At 39.2% G+C, this 17,910-nt stretch carries 16 protein-coding genes; 12 read left to right on the top strand and 4 right to left on the bottom strand.

What is annotated here, in order from left to right:
• Positions 1–48: 48 nt before the first annotated feature.
• The 3 genes from MKX82_RS18395 (at position 49) to MKX82_RS18385 (ending at position 4,190) form a co-directional block, all read left to right on the top strand.
• Positions 49–1,446: an NCS1 family transporter gene (locus MKX82_RS18395; protein ID WP_233315846.1), complete on the top strand. Its 1,398-nt coding sequence runs from the start codon at positions 49–51 to the stop codon at positions 1,444–1,446.
• A gap of 29 nt (positions 1,447–1,475) precedes the next feature.
• On the top strand, positions 1,476–2,849 hold the full coding sequence (locus MKX82_RS18390) for an allantoinase (protein ID WP_285109767.1): 1,374 nt from the start codon (positions 1,476–1,478) through the stop codon (positions 2,847–2,849).
• 81 nt (positions 2,850–2,930) lie between these two features.
• Positions 2,931–4,190, top strand: coding sequence for a hypothetical protein (locus MKX82_RS18385; RefSeq protein WP_341079020.1), 1,260 nt, complete (start codon positions 2,931–2,933; stop codon positions 4,188–4,190).
• Positions 4,191–4,229: 39 nt separating this feature from the next.
• Here the strand turns inward: MKX82_RS18385 and MKX82_RS18380 are convergent, their stop codons facing one another.
• Positions 4,230–4,856 carry an FMN-dependent NADH-azoreductase gene (locus tag MKX82_RS18380; RefSeq protein WP_233315844.1) on the bottom strand — a complete coding sequence of 209 codons (627 nt, stop codon included), beginning with the start codon at positions 4,854–4,856 and terminating at the stop codon, positions 4,230–4,232.
• A 214-nt stretch (positions 4,857–5,070) separates the two neighbouring features.
• Between MKX82_RS18380 and MKX82_RS18375 the strand changes: the two genes are divergently transcribed.
• Positions 5,071–5,649, top strand: coding sequence for a TetR/AcrR family transcriptional regulator (locus tag MKX82_RS18375; protein WP_233315843.1), 579 nt, complete (start codon positions 5,071–5,073; stop codon positions 5,647–5,649).
• A gap of 94 nt (positions 5,650–5,743) precedes the next feature.
• Here the strand turns inward: MKX82_RS18375 and MKX82_RS18370 are convergent, their stop codons facing one another.
• Positions 5,744–6,637, bottom strand: coding sequence for a helix-turn-helix domain-containing protein (locus tag MKX82_RS18370; protein ID WP_341079018.1), 894 nt, complete (start codon positions 6,635–6,637; stop codon positions 5,744–5,746).
• Between the two features lie 337 nt (positions 6,638–6,974).
• On the opposite strand from MKX82_RS18370, the gene MKX82_RS18365 reads away from it, so the two are divergent.
• Positions 6,975–7,136 (top strand): hypothetical protein, encoded by a 162-nt coding sequence (locus tag MKX82_RS18365; RefSeq protein WP_233315841.1) that lies wholly within the window; start codon positions 6,975–6,977, stop codon positions 7,134–7,136.
• 271 nt (positions 7,137–7,407) lie between these two features.
• Here MKX82_RS18365 and MKX82_RS18360 read toward each other — a convergent pair whose 3' ends face one another.
• On the bottom strand, positions 7,408–8,277 hold the full coding sequence (locus MKX82_RS18360) for an AraC family transcriptional regulator (protein ID WP_233315840.1): 870 nt from the start codon (positions 8,275–8,277) through the stop codon (positions 7,408–7,410).
• A gap of 208 nt (positions 8,278–8,485) precedes the next feature.
• Here MKX82_RS18360 and MKX82_RS18355 point away from each other — a divergent pair, with 208 nt between their 5' ends.
• From MKX82_RS18355 to MKX82_RS18340, 4 genes are all read left to right on the top strand, one after another.
• Complete coding sequence (locus tag MKX82_RS18355; protein WP_341079015.1) at positions 8,486–10,885, top strand: hypothetical protein; 2,400 nt, start codon at positions 8,486–8,488, stop codon at positions 10,883–10,885.
• Between the two features lie 5 nt (positions 10,886–10,890).
• Positions 10,891–12,270, top strand: a complete 1,380-nt coding sequence (locus MKX82_RS18350) for an MFS transporter (RefSeq protein ID WP_237942022.1) — start codon at positions 10,891–10,893, stop codon at positions 12,268–12,270.
• Positions 12,271–12,561: 291 nt separating this feature from the next.
• Positions 12,562–13,092 carry an RNA polymerase sigma factor gene (locus MKX82_RS18345; protein ID WP_341079012.1) on the top strand — a complete coding sequence of 177 codons (531 nt, stop codon included), beginning with the start codon at positions 12,562–12,564 and terminating at the stop codon, positions 13,090–13,092.
• Positions 13,052–13,954, top strand: coding sequence for a hypothetical protein (locus MKX82_RS18340; RefSeq protein ID WP_341079008.1), 903 nt, complete (start codon positions 13,052–13,054; stop codon positions 13,952–13,954). Before MKX82_RS18345 ends, MKX82_RS18340 begins: the two co-directional genes overlap by 41 nt.
• A gap of 267 nt (positions 13,955–14,221) precedes the next feature.
• Here the strand turns inward: MKX82_RS18340 and MKX82_RS18335 are convergent, their stop codons facing one another.
• Complete coding sequence (locus tag MKX82_RS18335) at positions 14,222–14,494, bottom strand: hypothetical protein (protein ID WP_341079007.1); 273 nt, start codon at positions 14,492–14,494, stop codon at positions 14,222–14,224.
• Between the two features lie 271 nt (positions 14,495–14,765).
• Between MKX82_RS18335 and MKX82_RS18330 the strand changes: the two genes are divergently transcribed.
• From MKX82_RS18330 to mmsA, 3 genes are all read left to right on the top strand, one after another.
• Complete coding sequence (locus MKX82_RS18330) at positions 14,766–14,921, top strand: hypothetical protein (RefSeq protein ID WP_341079005.1); 156 nt, start codon at positions 14,766–14,768, stop codon at positions 14,919–14,921.
• A 296-nt stretch (positions 14,922–15,217) separates the two neighbouring features.
• A complete protein-coding gene (gene chvE / locus MKX82_RS18325) occupies positions 15,218–16,297 on the top strand; it encodes a multiple monosaccharide ABC transporter substrate-binding protein (protein ID WP_233315834.1) in 1,080 nt (359 codons plus the stop codon).
• Between the two features lie 65 nt (positions 16,298–16,362).
• The gene (mmsA, locus tag MKX82_RS18320; protein ID WP_341079004.1) at positions 16,363–17,865 is read left to right on the top strand and encodes a multiple monosaccharide ABC transporter ATP-binding protein; all 1,503 of its coding nucleotides are present in this window, start codon (positions 16,363–16,365) and stop codon (positions 17,863–17,865) included.
• Positions 17,866–17,910 lie beyond the last annotated feature (45 nt).

Raw genomic sequence — 17,910 nt, 5'->3', positions numbered from 1 at the left:
ATAATATTCAAGTTGTTGGATCACTTATTTAAAAGGAGATGATGGAACATGTCTACAAACTTGGCAAGTCAACCAATTGCAGAAGCAACACTTCCAAATGGGGGAGATGTAGATGAATCATTAAGACCGAAATCGGTTGAAGAAAGAAGTGTCGGTAAGCTTTCGTACATGTTCATGTGGATTGGTGATGGCGTTAATTTAGGGAATATGACCTTAGGTGCAAGCTTGATTGTCGCTGGAGCAGCAACGCTGAATCTTATGCAAACATTCGTAGCTGCGATTATTGCGATTGGAATTATATCTATATTTTTTACATTGAATGACCGGCTCGGTTATAAAACGGGAGTTCCTTATGTTATGCAGCTGCGGATGTCTTTTGGGATCAAGGGTTCTGCCATTACAGCTTTATTGCGTGGAGTTCCTGCCATCATCTGGTTTGGCTTCCAAAGCTGGCTTGGCGGTACAGCTTTGAATGAGATTGCGAAAATAGTGACAGGCGGTGCTTTTGATAATACGGTTATCTGCTTTGTAGTGATACAGCTAGTGCAAATTGTTCTTTCTTTATATGGATTCCACGCAATTAAATGGGTCGAGATTTTAGCATCTGTTGTTATCATGCTGGGACTTGTTTATGTGTTTTATCTTCTTATGGCATCACACCGCGAAATTATTGCAGAAAGATGGGTTCATTCTGAAGGGACATGGGGGCTGCCATTCTTTGCATTCATCATGGTGTTCCTCGGCAACTATGCAGCCATTTTCCTAAGTGCAGCAGATTACTCTCGTGAGTTGAAATCAGGTGTCAGCAGCACAAAGCGCGGCTTCTTATACTTCTCACCAATCTTCATTGCTTATGGTTTTGTTCTTACAATCGGTGCGATGCTTGCATCAGCAACAGGTATCTCAAATCCGGTCAAAGCATTTGCAGTAGTGGTTGATAATCCTTATATAACGGCAGCTGTTTCGGCATTTATTGTGATTGGTGCTATTGCTGTAAATATGGTAGCGAACATCATTCCGCCAACATATGTGATTACCATGCTGACAAAAGCGAAATACAAAGTTGCTGTCATCATTACTGGCCTGCTTGCATTTGGTTCATTCCCATGGGTGCTTGTCCAAGATGATTCAGCAGCCGGCTTGAACACATTTGTGTTAATCTACTCCGCCTTTTTAGGTCCAATTGTTGCCATCTTGCTCGTAGAATATTATCTATTGCGAAGACAAACGGTGAATGTTGCTGATTTATATGACGAAACCGGCCCGTTTGCAGGCTTCAATCCTTGTGCAATTATTGCGATGCTGCTCGGTGCAGGTGCTGCATTTATTGAAGTAGATCTCGGCTGGATTGTTGGAGTTATTGTTGGCGGATTGTCGTACTTCCTGTTGATGAAATATACCTTTAAAGATTCGGTCTTCAAGAAAGGAACAATATTCGAGCGGTAATGGTATAAACATATGAGAAAAAAGGAGAGATAGTAATGTTTGATATGCTGATTAAGAACGGAAAGGTTGTTTTTCCTGATAAAGTACAGACAACAAATATCGGAGTTAAAGACGGCAGGATTGTGGCGATTGGTGCTGAGTTAGCAGGAGCAGACTCTGTTATTGATGCAGCTGGACAGTATGTTTTTCCAGGCATGATTGATGTGCATGTTCATTTCAGTGATCCTGGCCGTGATTATTGGGAAGGCTTTTGCACAGGCTCACAAATGATGGCAGCTGGCGGTGTGACAACCTTCTTTGATATGCCACTAAACGGCATTCCTTCTACTGTAAACAAAGAAGCTCTTTACTTGAAAAGTGACAGAGGAAAGGCAGAATCTTACACAGATTTCGCCTTATGGGGCGGACTTGTTCCTGGCAATGAAGAGGATTTAGCAGAGCTTGCAGAAGAGGGCGTGATTGGCTTTAAGGCATTCCTGTCTACAACAGGCAATAAGGAATTCGAAAATGTCGATGATATCACCTTGCTGAATGGAATGAAGATTATCGCCGGCTTAGGGAAGGTGCTTGCGCTTCACTCTGAAAGCGGTCCGATTACAGACTGGCTTGCTGCCCGTAAGATAGAGGCAGGACATGTAACAGCAGATGATTACTTAGAAACACGTCCGGTTGCTGCCGAAGCAGAAGCAGTACAGCGTGCTTTGTATTATGCAGAAGTAACTGGCTGTCCCTTGCATTTTGTTCATATCAGCTCACATGAGGCAATCACAAAGATTGAAGAGGCAAAGAAAAAAGGCATGGATGTTACCGTCGAAACATGCCCGCATTATTTGCTGTTTAACCATGAAGCACTGCGTGAGTACGGTCCTGTTGCTAAATGTGCTCCGCCTTTGCGCAAACAAGACGAACAGGAAAAGCTCATCAAACTCCTGATCGACCAGAAATTTGATATGATTTCCTCCGATCACTCCCCATGTACAAGTGATTTGAAGGACTCGGCTGTATATAATATTTTTCAAGCATGGGGCGGCATTAGCGGCGGCCAGTTTTCCTTCTTGTCGATGATGGAATTAGCGTTAAAATACGAGATTCCGTTTGAACAAATCGCCAATATCACAGCCTTAAATCCAGCCGAACGATTTGGACTGAAAGCAAAAGGTAAAATTGCTGAAGGCTATGACGCTGACTTTATCCTTGTGTCTACAGATGAACCATTTACTGTGAGTGAAGATAACTTCTTTGCGAAAAATAAAATCAGCTTATATATAGGCCATACTTTTCCTTGCAGAATAAACAGCACGATTAATCGAGGCAAACTTCTATTTCATGATGGAAGGATTCAGGCAGCTGGCCCTGAAGGAGAATGGATTAAACCAGTACAACAAATAGAAATCAAATCCTAAACCAAAAGTGTTTAGGGTTTTTTCTATGTTAGTTAATGGTATAATTTACCTTAAGAGATTATGTACGAGGAGGAAAACAGAGTGGATGCCAGAATACAAGCATTGGTAGATTATACGAAAGAGAAGCTTAGTTTAGGAAACTATTATCTTTACTCCTGTGACCTTGATAGAAAAGTAACAAATCAGAACAAAACAGTGTACTCATTGGAAATGGAATGGCTGCCTGAGCATATTAAAGCATATGATGAGGAGGACGAGGTTCCAGAAGGGACAGCTTCTGTCAGTATTTACATGGATTCAAGGAAGTTTAACAGTATAATCTTTGTCGGCGGTAAATCTTTTTTGAACAAGCCTATTCTACATGTAAAAGATAAAGCGGGGATTATCGATTGGCTAGAGGCGGAAACAGGTTTGACTTATGAGAAGGATTTTGTATTTTGGAAGGAAGAGGAGGATAGGCTTTCTTTTAAAAGAATCATCAATGGTGTGCAAATTTCACCAATAGAGTGGATAGATATCGAGTTTGATGAAGATGGCAGCCTTGTGTTTTTCAGTATGTATGGGGATTTTATAAACAAACTCCCTGTAAAAGAAGAGATATACACACTTGACCTTCACAAAGCAGAGCATATTGCGAAACAACAATTTCAACAATGGGATTTTCCTTTAGATGAGCAAAAGCAAATTATTTCTCTCTATGGATTAGAAGAGATTTATATCCGCAATGACCTTAGCGGAACATTCCCTATGGGGCTAACCCTGAATTCAAAGGATATCGATTATGTAATGGAATGGGATGAGCCTATACATAAACCTTTCACACGGAAGCCAGTTGAATTTACGAGGGAAATAACACTAGAACAGGCTTTAGCATGTGAACCGCATCCGGAAACCTTCCCACTAACGGATGGAGACATTCAAATGTGCGTAAAAGAGGTGCGAAGTTTCTTGCAACAGGTGTATCCACATGATTCAGGAAATTGGAGAATGACTAATATTCACCGTCATTATGACTTTATTGACGTGAAGCTTGTCCAAACAGACATATCTAAAAATATCTTTAAGAGAAAACTACTAATCATGCTGGATGGCAGCAGCTTCAAAGCATTTAATTATATGGATAATGAACCTATGTTTGAAAGATTTTCAGAGTATAAAAAGCCGAGGGAAATCAAAATTTCCCAAGAGGAAGCATATGAAGCAATAAAGGATTACCTCATTTTGAAGCCATGCTATGTTTACGACAAAGAAAAAGAAGAATACGTCTTATGCGGATTCCTTGACTGCCACCATTATGTAGACGGAGAAACAGGCAAAGTCGGACTCTTAAATGACCTGTGAGAATATAAAAAAGGGCTGCTAGATAGCAGCCCTTTATAATTAGAATTTTGCAGCAGCAGTTGCAGCTTTAGAAACACCAGCAGCAATGATTTCTGCAGCTTGATCTGGGTTTTGGTTGTGTCCTTCAATGATAATTGTTTCAGGATTTTGTACGCCCCAGAATGCAAGGATTGTTTTTACATAACGAACTGCTAATTCAACAGAAGCAGCAGGTCCTTCAGAGTAAACGCCGCCAGCAGCGTTCAATAGCATAACTTTCTTATCGCCAACAAGGCCTTCTGGACCTTCAGCAGTGTAACGGAAAGTTTTGCCTGCTTGGCTCAAGTAGTCAAGGTATGTGTGCAATACTGCAGGCACAGTGAAGTTCCACAATGGGAAACCGAATACTACTTTATCAGCAGCAAGGAATTGATCCAAGTATTTAGTTACTAGGTCAGATGCAGCTTTTTCGCCTTCTGTTAATTCCATTCCTCTAGCAAGCTTGAACATACCGTTGATTTTGTCGTTGTCCAAGTAAGGAAGGTTTTCTTGGAAAAGATCCAATTCAGTGATTGTGTCTTCTGGATGAGTTTCTTTGTAGCTTTGCAAGAAAGCATCATATAACTGAACGCTCACTGCTTGATCAGCTGGACGTGAGTTTGCTTTTATAAATAATACGTTTGCCATTCTTAAACACCTCTATTTTAAATTTTATATATTTCTAGCAGTTATAGTTAAACGCTTATCGTTTAAACAACATGTGTTGCTTACTTTATGATAGAATATAATTATACTAGTAGCAATCGTCATTATTTTTAATATGTAGCCTAAACAACATAAGTCGAAAAATGTCGTTTAGTTCAATATATAGAACATTTTTTTACATATGGAGGTGGGGAAAATGGAAACGACCACAACAAAAAGCGACCCAAGAGTACTTAGAACGAGACAGCTTATTTTGGATGCCTTTACTGTTTTAATCCAGGAGAAGGATTTCAAAGACATAACCGTCAAGGATATCACGGAAAAAGCAACCATCAACAGAGCAACCTTTTATGCACATTTCCTCGATAAATATGAGCTGTTGGATCTGACATTACTTGATGGTTTCAGAGAAACACTGCATCAGCGTCTTTCTTGTCATGCCGTCTTCAACGAAAATTCACTGAGCAGCCTATTTTACGTGATGTGCCAATACCATCAAGAATTAAGCGGCCAATGTGCCAAAAACTATGAATCTCTCGGCGACCACTTTCAGAATAAGATGATTGAGGCAGTTTACGATGTCATCCTTCATCTTCTGGAGCATGAGACAAATCCGAAGGACGAGCATATCGCAATAGCCACCTCATTAAGCTGGGGCATTTACGGAGCGAGTTACACTTGGAATAAAGAAGGCAGAAAAAGATCTGTAGAAGAGCTTATTGAGCAGGTTGTACCGATGTGGACAAGCGGTTTAGAGCATTATTTTAAGGGATAAGTTAAAACAGAAAAAACACCGTCAATTCGGATGATATTGGCGGTGTTTTTTCTTCTATCTTAAATTAGGAATTTAGTTTTTTCTAAGTACATCTTTACATAGAAGAGAAGATATCCTGTTTTTGTTCCTTCACCATAGCTGCATACTGTTCATTTCCAAGCAGTTCAAAAATAAAAAGCGACTTTCTGTATGCCTCTTTGACAGCATCCAAGTCCTCATCCAATTCTTCTAAGCATTCTCCCCGCTGGAAATACAGCTGGCCAGCCATTGAGATATCTTCCTTTTGTTTAGTAAGAGTGATGCCGCTGTCGGCATGCTCTAAGGACCGTATAAATTCTTTTTGCAGAAAGAATAACTTCGAAATATTATAATGAAGCTTAATTTGGAATTTATGCTGCTGTTTCAAAAATTCTTGATAAGAAAGGATTTTTTTATATTGCCGCAGGCTTTTCTGAAACAGGCTGTTTTCTGCATAGATGATAGCGATGCTGTTTTGAATACGGAAATCAATGAAGTCTTGCCCGAAAAGGGGATGATCATCATCGAGAAGATTCTCCAGTTCCTTGATAGCGATTCGATAATCGTATTTTTGCAGATAATAACCAGACACAATATGCACCCACGCTATCAGCTGTTCGAATTTATAGCCGAGATTTCTGTTTCCTTGCTTTCGTTCACTTTGACAAATTTCATAGGCTTCTTTATAATTTTTTTGTTTCATTAAATCTTCCAGAAGCTCTTCTGTTTCTTTAATATAATCCTCGGCATCATTTAAGAGAATTTTATATAAATATTCTAGCGTTACCTTCAAGCGAATAGAGATAATATACAGAATATCCACACTTGGATAGCCCCTGCCAGCTTCAATGCCGCTGATTGTCGCCTGTGTACAGATTCCGTCTGCAAGCTGTGTTTGTGAAAGCTTATTCAGTTTCCGCAGCCGCTTAACCTCTTCCCCAAGTGCTTTAGCGTTCAACTCTACCATCATTCTCACCATTTTATAAAAATTTTTATATTTTTTGAGGGAAATCCAGCTTTTCTGCCTCTCATTATAGCATATCCGTTGAGACAAGCTCTCATCATAAACGCACCGATTCTTCAGCCAAAGTATACTGGAAAAAAAGCGAAAGATGAGGGTGATCTTATGAAAAAACTATTTGCAGCCATTTTGTTGTTTGGTCTATTGATCTCACCATTTGGAAACATAACTCAATCCTTAGACACTTCAGTCGTTAAGGCAGCCGGACTGCCATTTGAGCATTGATAAGTTTTGCAGATATTCACCATGAGTCGCTAATCTCATTCTAAATAGGAGGTTCAACCATATGCTGTCATTGGGAAAAAAGGTCAAATATAAAGGGAGAAAATACCGAATTATACATATCTATAACTCTGGTTTCCTGGAAATAAAGGATCTTCAGCAAAACAGCTATACGGTAGAGCTTGTCAGACGGTCAGAAATTGAGCTGGTTGGTGGAACAGAATAATAGATAGTGAGCTGCTAATTTGCGGCTCTTTTTTTATGCAGTTTTGGTATCATTCGCTAAACAATGATGTTATTAATATTTCAATTATGGATTGTTTAGTTTCGTAAAAGAATTACTGGCAATTGAACCTTATGCGTATAAAGGGGACTATACAGCCGTGATTAATTGGATTTTTATGATGCACCGTAATAAACTTGCATATTATGAAAAAAGGCATACTAGCTGCCAACAAATGAAAACAAAGGGAAATAAAGCCAAACAAAGTTTGGTATCATTTTTCTTTCCCCATATGCTTCTTCCGATAATTCAATGGCGAAATGTCATAAGTCTTTTTAAAAGCACTGGAAAAATAAGGACCATAGCTAAAGCCGCACTGCTCTGCAACAGACTGAATTGGATAATCTGTTTTAAGGAGCAGAATTCGGGCTTGCTCTAGGCGGTACGTATTTAAGTATTCCAGTGCCGTGACTTTATAGAATCTTTTCATATACTTTGCAATCGTATTTTCATGAATATTAAATTCCTTTGCCAGAATCGTGTTCGTAATTGGTTTGTGATAATGATCGCGTATATATTGGGCAACTTTTTCAGAGATGATGTAGCCGCTGTCCTTTGCCATGCCTTGCGATTCTAATAGATTGATAAGAGAGAAGAAGCTGATCTGAATATCCCAGAAAGACAAATCTTTATTTTCCTTCGTGGTGGCCGCTAACAGCTGGTCTATTTTTTTATAAATTTCTTCATAATCAACTAGAGTGCATTGTTTTTGCAGGTGCAGTGTGTAGCTGTGATTATGAAAATGCAATGCTGGGATGGGAATCGTTGATTCTAGCTTCACAGGTTGAATTTCTTCTGTATAGTAGCTGTTTGTATAGAAATGCAGCCAATAAAACTCTGTCTCCTCATCTGTCGGAATGGTGGAGAAATGGTGTTTGAAGGGCAGTAAGAGCAGCATCTCATTCTTATTAACTATAAATTCTTTCTTATTCTCCGTTAAATACAGCCGGCCTTTCTTCACAAGAATAATATCAAAATACTCCAATTCGCTTCTGTCCGGATGGCTTGTTCCTTTTTCATATAACGTTATATTGCCTTCAATAAAGATAGGAAAGGGCGGTACAGCGATTGAAACTATTTCCATCCAACTCACCTCTTTCTCTAAAAAAATTTTGTAAATCGAGTGAAATATCTTAAAAAATGATTAGAATCCTTTATGTTCAATGACAATTTATTTTGTTATATTTTAGTGGCGATATTAAAAGTTAGCGCTTTCAACTTATTATACCTTCAAAAACACCGTTACGGGATAGGAAATTACCACAGTATTTTAAATAAAGGAGGTATTTTTTATGGAGAATAACCATTTTACATTAGAAATTTCACCGAGTGGAAATTTAACAAATTTAGTTTTAACAGAAGATACACATCAAATGAATTGGGTCATTGACTCAAACTATCTTACGCAAACAGGATATGAAGAAAAAGATAAATTATTTGGGAGCTTTTCACTGACAGTTGACGGTATGAAGCTTACTAGTGCAGATACAGCCCCAACAATTATAAGAGAAGCGGCCCAAGCTTTAGTCACATACACCTTTGAACAGATAGAAGTCATCATGAAGTACGATTTAAAGCAAGCTGAAGACAATCTTGTCTGGAATATAACGATGAAAAACCTGGAAGCGAAGGAAGTGAATATTTCCGATTTTGCCATCTGGTCTTCCTTTTCTTACGTGATGTTCCGCAAGAATGACCTTAATCAGCAAACCAATCATTCTGCGGCTGTATTTACTTCTATCTCTGCCGATTATTCGAAGCTGGCATGTATTCGCAGAAGTAATGAAGCCCCGCATTTAGGTATGTTTCAAACAAAAGGACAAACATTATCGGTAGGAACATACTGTGCGTATAATAATCTCTTTTTTGAAAGCGTTTCTCCATCTCTTGATGGTCTGCTTTTTCACCAATTAATCTTGGCAGGCGGATATCCAGATAGTTTTGAGAATGCCGATTGGTTATACAACAAAACTGACTTTGCGCTGTCTGGCTTAAGTGAGAAGGAATGGGAATACAAGCTGCAATCATTTGAAAGTCAGCAGGACTTCTATCAAATTGGCCAAGAGCAGCACGGCCATCCTGTTTTTAACTTTGAGCCCCTTGCGATAGCAGGTAAATATTATTATTTTTCGGTACAGCTGCCTGACAACAAGTATTTAACAGATGCCTATATCGAGTATTTGGACCGGAATGGCAACCGAAAGAAAGAAAATATTGTCGGTAAAATTAAACGCATGAAACAAACATACGCTGGGAAGCTGCTGTTCACTGTACCTGGCGAACATAAAATTACGATTGAAATAGATGACCAGTCTTTTGACAGCATTATCTTAAATGTAATGGAGCCAATCAAAACCATCATTGAAAATCGCTCCCGCTATATTAGCGATGTGTTATTTAATGGAGCAGACAGCGAAAATCCTTACAGCTATTCGCCGCTATCTAATCAAGGTGAGTCATTAGGAAAATTAAGCTTAGTATTGAAAAATAACCTGCTTGGTAAAGTGAATGCGAAAGAAGTACAGCAAGTAGAAGCAAGCTGTGTTCATTATATTCGTGAAAAATGGTTCGAAAACGGTGAGTTTACAAAGCCTGTTTACCTTTATGGCGACTTCTATCGCTGCATGGATTTCGAATATATAGCCCATGTTTTCTATCTTCTTTCCCAGTTCGATCAAGATATTTTGCAGCTGAATGAGCCAGATACCTATTTATCTTGGGCTGCCGACGTGTTCTCTTTAAGAGTAAACCCTGATCTCCACAATACGCCAAGAGGAAAAGAAGAAGCGCAAATGTTAGGGGTGTTTTTCTTATACATTGACGAATTAATGGCAGAGCTGAAAAATCGCGGACTAACAGAAAAATATGAAGAAATCAGCGCACTATGGTCTAACATAGCACAGACTGTAGCTAAAGACAGCTCGACATATAAAGCGGCCGTCACAGAGCATTTCTATGATAATGCCGGATTTGGACCAGCTGCAGGAGCGTTGGCAAGCACAAAACATCATAACGCTGCAAAACGATATGGAGAATTAGTGCTTGCGAATATTGGCTTTTCTAATGACTTCCGCGCCCAAAGCCCTGACCGCTGGTGGGAGGCATTATCTTATATGATTCATTCCCTTTGGGGAGGAGTTACAGCAGCTGCCTGCTTGAAAGTTTACGAGGAATTACAGGATATCCGCTACTTAAAAGCGGCATACCGGGCAACAATCGGGATTCTTTACTGCTATGACACGAATGCAAAAGCAACAGATACGAAACTAACTACTGGAGAGGCTGCTTCCACTTACAGCATTGCTGGTCCTCATATAAACAGGCCAGACCTGTCTCGCAATCGCTTTGGTCAATCAACCTTCTTCCGAGATGGCGGTATATTTACCCGCTTATTTACAAAAGAAGAAGAGACAGCGGATTGGGATATGGGGGAAGAGCTGGTTGCCTATTTAGACGGATTCGGCAAGAAGACATTCTTATATGAGGAAGACGGTAAAATCGCTGTTGTGAATGGTTCTATTGAAGATACAGAGGATGGACTGTTAATCACAAGCTATGCCCCATACCCGTCTGAATATTATTTTTATGAAAAAGACTTACACTTCGTTTCAGAAAACGGCCGATTAATGCCGCAAGTTTTGTTAGTAGATGGACAGTTCAAAGCGAAAGAACAATTACTGACTAGGGAGTGAGTGAGATGGAACAAAGCAGCACAGCTAAACAGTTACCAGAAAATAATATCGATGATAATAATTCAAAAATGCCCCTAAAACGCGTGTTAGCTTATGCAAGTACAGATACAGCCGGAAATTTGCTTTATTGTACGCTTACTAGTTTTATCATGTATTTTTATACCGATGTCTTTGGGATTTCTATTGCAGCAACAGGAACAATATTGCTGGTTGCCCGGATATTCGATGCATTAGATGCACCTATCTGGGGATTAATCATCGACCATACGAACACAAAACACGGAAAGAACCGCCCGTATTGGCTCTGGCTGGCCGTTCCTTTTGGTGTCATGTTCTTTTTAACATTTTTAGCTCCAGACTTATCGGGAAATGCGAAGGTAATTTACGCTTTAATCACCTATATTCTAATGGGGATTGTCTACACAGGAATTGCCACACCAATTACAGCAATTTTGCCGAACTTAACAAATAACTCCAATGAGCGTGTGCGCTTAAATTCATGGAGAAGCAATGGCGGCATGATCGGTTATTTAATTACTGCGTCCTTCACTCTGCCGCTTGTAGCCTTTTTTGGAAACGGAAACGATAAACTAGGCTTCCAAGTAACGGTTGGAATTTACGCTGTTATAGCAATTGCTTTAATGCTGTTCGCCTTCGCAGGAACAAAGGAAATCAATACAAAAACAATCAAATCCATCCCAATTCGCCAAAGCTTCAGAGCAGTTAAAGGAAATTGGCCATGGATAACATTAGTGCTTGCCTTCATCTTTTATTGGTTAGGCAACACATCAAGAACATCGACATTAATCTATTACTCCCAGTACAATTTGGATCAAAAATCTTTAGCATCCATACTAAATGGATTGGTCGTTTTCCAAATGATTTCAATCACGATTATTCCATTTATCGTCAAGAAATTTTTGAAAACGCACACACAAATCTTAGGCTTTGCTGTAGCAGCAATCGGTCAAATAATTATTGCCTTCGCAGGAGCAAGTACGTCAATGATTATCTTTGGCTGGGTTATTGCTTCACTAGGAACAGGAATCGCCGTTACCTTGCCGTTTGCCATGCTGTCTGACACAGTTGACTATGGCGAATGGAAAACAGGTATCCGTGCCAGCGGCTTCCTAACAGCAATCGGCAGCTCCTTCTGTATCAAAATCGGAGCAGGCTTAGGAAGCTTTATTCCATCCATCATTATGGATAAAGCAGGCTATGTAGCCAACGCCACTCAAACAGCTTCCTCACTTGCAGCAATTAAGTTCTGCTTCACATGGCTGCCGGCAATCTTCTTTATAGTTGGAGCAGTAATTATGCTTAATTATAAAAAGTATGAGAAGAATGAGGAGAAGGTTCGGAATGAGTTGTTGTTGAAGCGGTAAATAGAATAATAGTAGGAGCTTAAGTAGAACAGCGATGTTTTTACTTAGGCTCTTTTTTCTGTTTCCGTAGTCATAACTATGTTTAGGTTCATTGAGAGTATCGTAATCCCTTCATAGAAAATAGGGAGCGCATAGGTGGAGAATTAGTGATAGAATAACCTAGTTTTCTTATAATAAAGTTTCTGGGAAATAATTGCTGGTATGTTTTTTTAAAAAAGTGGAACCTTTTCGATATTAAATACATCCTACACTTGAAAAACAAAATGAACAAAACAATAAGGAGAGGAACTCTTGGATAAGAAGGAAGTATTGGAAGTATGGATAGATAAATATGCGCAACGTCTCGTTAGGCTTGCCTATACATATGTAAGAGATTATTTAAAGGCGGAAGACCAAGTACAAGAAGCGTTTATTAAGGCGTTTCATTCGATGGATCAATTAAAGAATAAAGAAGAGCCTTTTTCTTGGCTTGCACGAATTGTTATTAACGAATGTAAGAGTACTTATAGAAAATCTTTACGGGAGGTTATATCGGATTTTATTCCTGAAAGAAAGCAGGAAAGCAGTGAGGATGTATATCTTCAAAGCGTGAAGGAAGAAGAGATACATAATGCCGTCAATGAACTACCGAAGCACTATAGTCTACCAATAACGCTTTTTTATTTTGAAGAGCTGGCCATTCAGGAAATTTCTCAAATTTTAAATCTTAATATAGGTACAGTAAAATCCAGACTTGCTCGTGGTCGGCAATTATTAAGCAGGAAAATCAAGGAGGATGGATATGGAGGAAAAAGAGTTAAGATCAGCAAAAATGCACTTTAATCATAAGGTGAACATGGAGAAGTTTAAAAGAGAAACATTTGAGAAATTAGATCAAAGTAAACAAAAGAAGCTAGAGGTTAAACGAAAGAAAAAATATCCTATGTGGATGATGGCTGTTGCTGCTTCAATAATAATTATTGGTACAGCAATAAATTTCGGAGGTACATATATTGCCGATGCCGCAGAGACATTAATCAACCAACTATTTGGTTCCAAAGAACAGTTTGAAGAAGCTTATCCTAATGAGAGCAGTGAAGAGATTGACATCTTTGAGCAGACCTTAGCGATAGCGAAAGAAAATTTAACAGAAGAAGAGTTTAACCAATATACTCAATTATTAAAAGAACAGACTGAGATTTTTACTAAGGTAGAAAAAGAAGATAGAGAGTATCCTAATGAGGAAGAAGAAAAGAAACTAGACAAAATTCAAGCATCGATGCGAACTTATGAAAATAAAATTATACCAATACAAGCCAAACAGCTGGCAAGCTTCGATTTTATTCACCCAACATTTATACCTGAAGGCTATAAACAAGTCGGTGAAAACTACGATTTAGATAATTTAAAAGAAGAACCAGTTTTTTCAATAGAATATAGCAATGGAAAGTCAGATTTTTGGATACAACAAATAAAAATTGGTCAAAAAGTTGATATGGAATCAAAGGAAGCCTGTTTTTTCGAAAAATCGGAATCATATTCTTTAAATGGATATCATTTTGATTATGTTCCCTCTAAAGTGGATTGGCCGTTGAATGGTATGCGGGTCAGTTTCCCAGAAGAAGGGTACAAAGTCATAGTCCTCGCGCATGACTTGTCAAAAGAAGAATTGGAAAAAGTGTCTCTATCTATGATAGAAAAGTAATGGAGATTCGAAGACTAATTGATATTTAAAGGTTGGAAGCGACTGTGAAATAGAAGCAGTCGTTTTTTCATTTTTGAAGCAGCTGAGCAGTTTGAAAATATAAAGCTCCTGACATATAGCTATTCTTCCTCTTAATGCAATACTGTACGCATTCATAATCTATTGGAGTATTGCTACTGCTCATAGTATTATCATGCTTCTAAAATCAGCATCAGGTCTATTGTATTTTACTAAAACTCCAGTTAATTTAAGCCAGCATAAAAACTACTACCCCCTAAACTTCTCCTGTTTCCTTCTGCAATAATCAACAAACTCTCCCCAGCTTTCACCATTAAGGATAGTCGGTTGCTTTGTTTTAATTCTCCACATCCCGCTGCCAGGATTATTTCGTTTAGCCTCCAGTATCCCTTCGTGACAATACTTTCTGATTACTTCTGGAGGTAACTGCAAAATTTTAGCTGCATGTGTCACTTTTATATAATCTGGTAAAGGAACATCCGGTTCTAATTTTCCGTGTGAATTAATAGTACTAGCTTTCATTTTTTCATTAAAATTAAGCTTCATTTCATTCACCCTTTTCTTACTGCTAATTTTAATTCTCTATTTCTATAAGTCTCTTAAACTCCTAAAAATTTGTCTTTATAAGGCTCAACTTATTTTTTTGCGTTTATACATAATCTATTATCTTAAACTTCCATTTTTTCTCCTGTAAGGAATTGGTGGCAGATGTGGAAAAGCAATAAGCAAAACACAATCAATTTTCATGACCAACTCTCTTTTTTTATCTTTATGTCATCAGGAGCCCTTTTATATGAATTTCTATATACACTATTATATTAATACAATTTCACAGCAGGAATATTTCAAAAAAGAAACAGCTTATTTTAGAATTGAAACTGCTCTTTCATCCGTTTCTGAAATCCAGAAAATTCACCTCCATATGAATATCGAAAGTCTCAAATCATGAGCATCCTTAAGTAAATATTATCAACCATAGAATTAGCTGTAACTCTGCAGCTGTTAAAACTATCAATTTCCAATCCAACTTTTCCACTCCTTGTCCCGCACACCGGAAAAAATAAACTGGCATATTCCAAAATGGTGGCACATAGCAATATTATTGGGCTTTCGTCGGAGAGATAAGCTCCTTTTTTAGAGATTCAAATGAAAGCGTATACTTGCTTGCGAGAGTCTTTAAAAAAGACAAGTATGGCACCAAGCACAGAAGGCCCAAGAAATAGACATATGGGAAGGGGTTCACGGATGAAGAAGCTTTTATCTGTAATTTTAGCTGCTGTTTTATTGTTTGCGCTGGCTGCCTGTTCGGGGGGCGGCGGAGGCGGTGAGGATGAAAAGGGCTTTGTTGGTGTCAGCATGCCTACGAAATCATCTGAGCGCTGGATTAGTGATGGTAAGTATATGAAGGAAGAGTTTGAGAAGAAAGGCTATAAGGTTGATCTTCAATATGCAGAGGATGTTGTGGAAAACCAGGTTTCCCAGATTGAAAACATGATTACAAAGGGTGTAAATGTGCTTGTTATTGCAGCAATTGACGGCGAGGCGCTGACAAATGTTTTAGAAAAGGCGCATAAGCAGGAAATTAAAGTAATTGCCTATGACCGTTTGATTAAAAAGAGTGAGTATGTCGATTATTATGCTACATTTGATAACTTCCAGGTTGGTGTGCTGCAAGGCAGCTATATAGAAGAGCAGCTTGGCTTGAAGGATGGCGAAGGCCCATTTAATGTGGAGCTGTTTGGCGGTTCTCCTGATGATAATAATGCGTATTTCTTCTTTGATGGGGCGATGTCTATCTTACAGCCTTATATTGATTCAGGCAAGCTTGTTGTTCAAAGCGGACAGACGAAGTTTGAGCAAGGTGCAACATTAAGATGGGATGGAGCGACAGCTCAAGCACGGATGGATAACTTGTTGAGTGCTCATTATACGAAGGAAAATGTGGATGCAGTCTTGTCTCCGTATGACGGGATCAGCATCGGTATTATCGCGTCCTTAAAAGGTGTCGGCTATGGTACAGCAGATAAGCCGCTGCCAGTCGTGACTGGACAGGATGCAGAATTGGCGTCTGTTAAGTCCATCATTGCAGGCGAGCAAACACAAACCGTCTTTAAGGATACGAGAGAGTTAGCGAAGAAAGCAGTTGAAATGTCAGAGGCTGTTTTGAATGGTGAAGAAGCGGAAGTCAATGATACAGAAACATATGATAATGGCGTTAAGGTTGTTCCTGCTTATCTATTAGAGCCAGTGTCAGTTGATAAGGAAAACTATCAAGAAATTGTTATCGACAGCGGCTATTATGATGAGTCTGAATTGAACAACTAAAATTATTTCGGCAGTTCCTCTTCATTAAAGGGGAACTGCCGAAAGTAAAAAAGGGGGAGGACAGCATGGGGAGTATTCTCGAAATGAGAAATATTACGAAGGAATTTCCCGGCGTCAAGGCGCTTGATGATGTGAACTTGAAGGTTGAAGCAGGCGAGATTCACGCATTATGCGGCGAAAATGGAGCGGGAAAATCAACGCTCATGAAGGTGCTGAGCGGTGTGTATCCTCATGGCACATATGCAGGAGATATTCTCTTTCAAGATGATGTCTGTATGTTTAAAGACATAAAGAGCAGTGAAAGCTTAGGGATTGTTATCATTCACCAAGAGCTTGCGCTGATACCAGAGCTGTCGATTGCAGAAAATATTTTCTTAGGAAATGAACAGGCGAAAGCTGGTGTTATCAATTGGAATGAGACCGTAGTAAAAGCAAGAGAGCTATTGAAGAAGGTCGGCCTGTCTGAAAATCCGAATACACTCATATCACAAATTGGTGTCGGCAAGCAGCAGCTTGTGGAGATTGCTAAAGCTCTGTCGAAGGATGTTAAGCTGTTGATTTTGGACGAACCTACAGCGGCGCTAAATGAAGAAGAAAGCGAAAATTTGCTGCAGCTGCTGCTTTCCTTTAAGAAAGAAGGTATGACGAGCATCATGATTTCCCATAAATTGAACGAAGTCTCAAAGGTTGCTGACAGCATTACTATCATCAGGGATGGAAGGACAATTGAGACATTGAAATGGGAGGAAGTTTCAGAGGACAGAATCATTAAAGGCATGGTCGGCAGGGAGCTGACGAACCGCTATCCAGACAGAACGCCGAAGATTGGCGAAACTATTCTTGAGGTGAAGGATTGGGAAGTGCTGCAAAGTGACAGGAAAGTCATCGACAAGATTAATATGCATATTAAAAAAGGTGAAATCGTCGGGATTGCTGGGGTAATGGGCTCTGGAAGGACCGAATTTGCAATGAGCATTTTCGGCAGGTCGTTCGGCACGAAAATCTCTGGCCAGCTTTATAAGGATGGCAAAGAAATCACTCTCAAAAATGTTCCAGAAGCTATTGAGAATGGACTGGCTTACGTGACAGAAGATCGAAAGAATTATGGACTTATTTTAATAGAAGATATTAAACAAAATATATCGCTGCCTAACTTAAAAAAGCTTTCAAAATTCACGGTTGTGAATGAGCAAGTGGAAGTGAAAGAAGCGGAAAACTATCGAAGGAAGATGAATATTAAAACACCGTCGATTCTGCAAAAGACAGGGAATTTAAGTGGCGGCAATCAGCAGAAGGTTGTGTTAAGCAAGTGGATTTATGCAGAGCCAGATATCCTCATCCTCGACGAACCGACAAGAGGGATTGATGTTGGCGCGAAATATGAGATTTATACAATCATTAACCAGCTTGCCGAAGAAGGCAAAGGCATTCTTCTTATTTCCTCGGAGATGCCAGAGCTGTTAGGAATGTGTGACAGAATTTATGTGATGAACGAAGGCAGGATAAAGGGAGAGCTAGAAGCAGCGGAAGCGACACAGGAAAGCATCATGAAATATATCACAAGCTGATATTTTCCTATAGTAGGGAAGGGGGAATTAAGGTGAATACACCGT

It is taken from the genome of Niallia sp. FSL R7-0271, from assembly GCF_038005785.1.
Lineage (GTDB): Bacteria > Bacillota > Bacilli > Bacillales > Cytobacillaceae > Niallia.
Note: the sequence above shows the minus strand (reverse complement) of the source record. Positions and strands in the feature narration are given on the sequence as shown.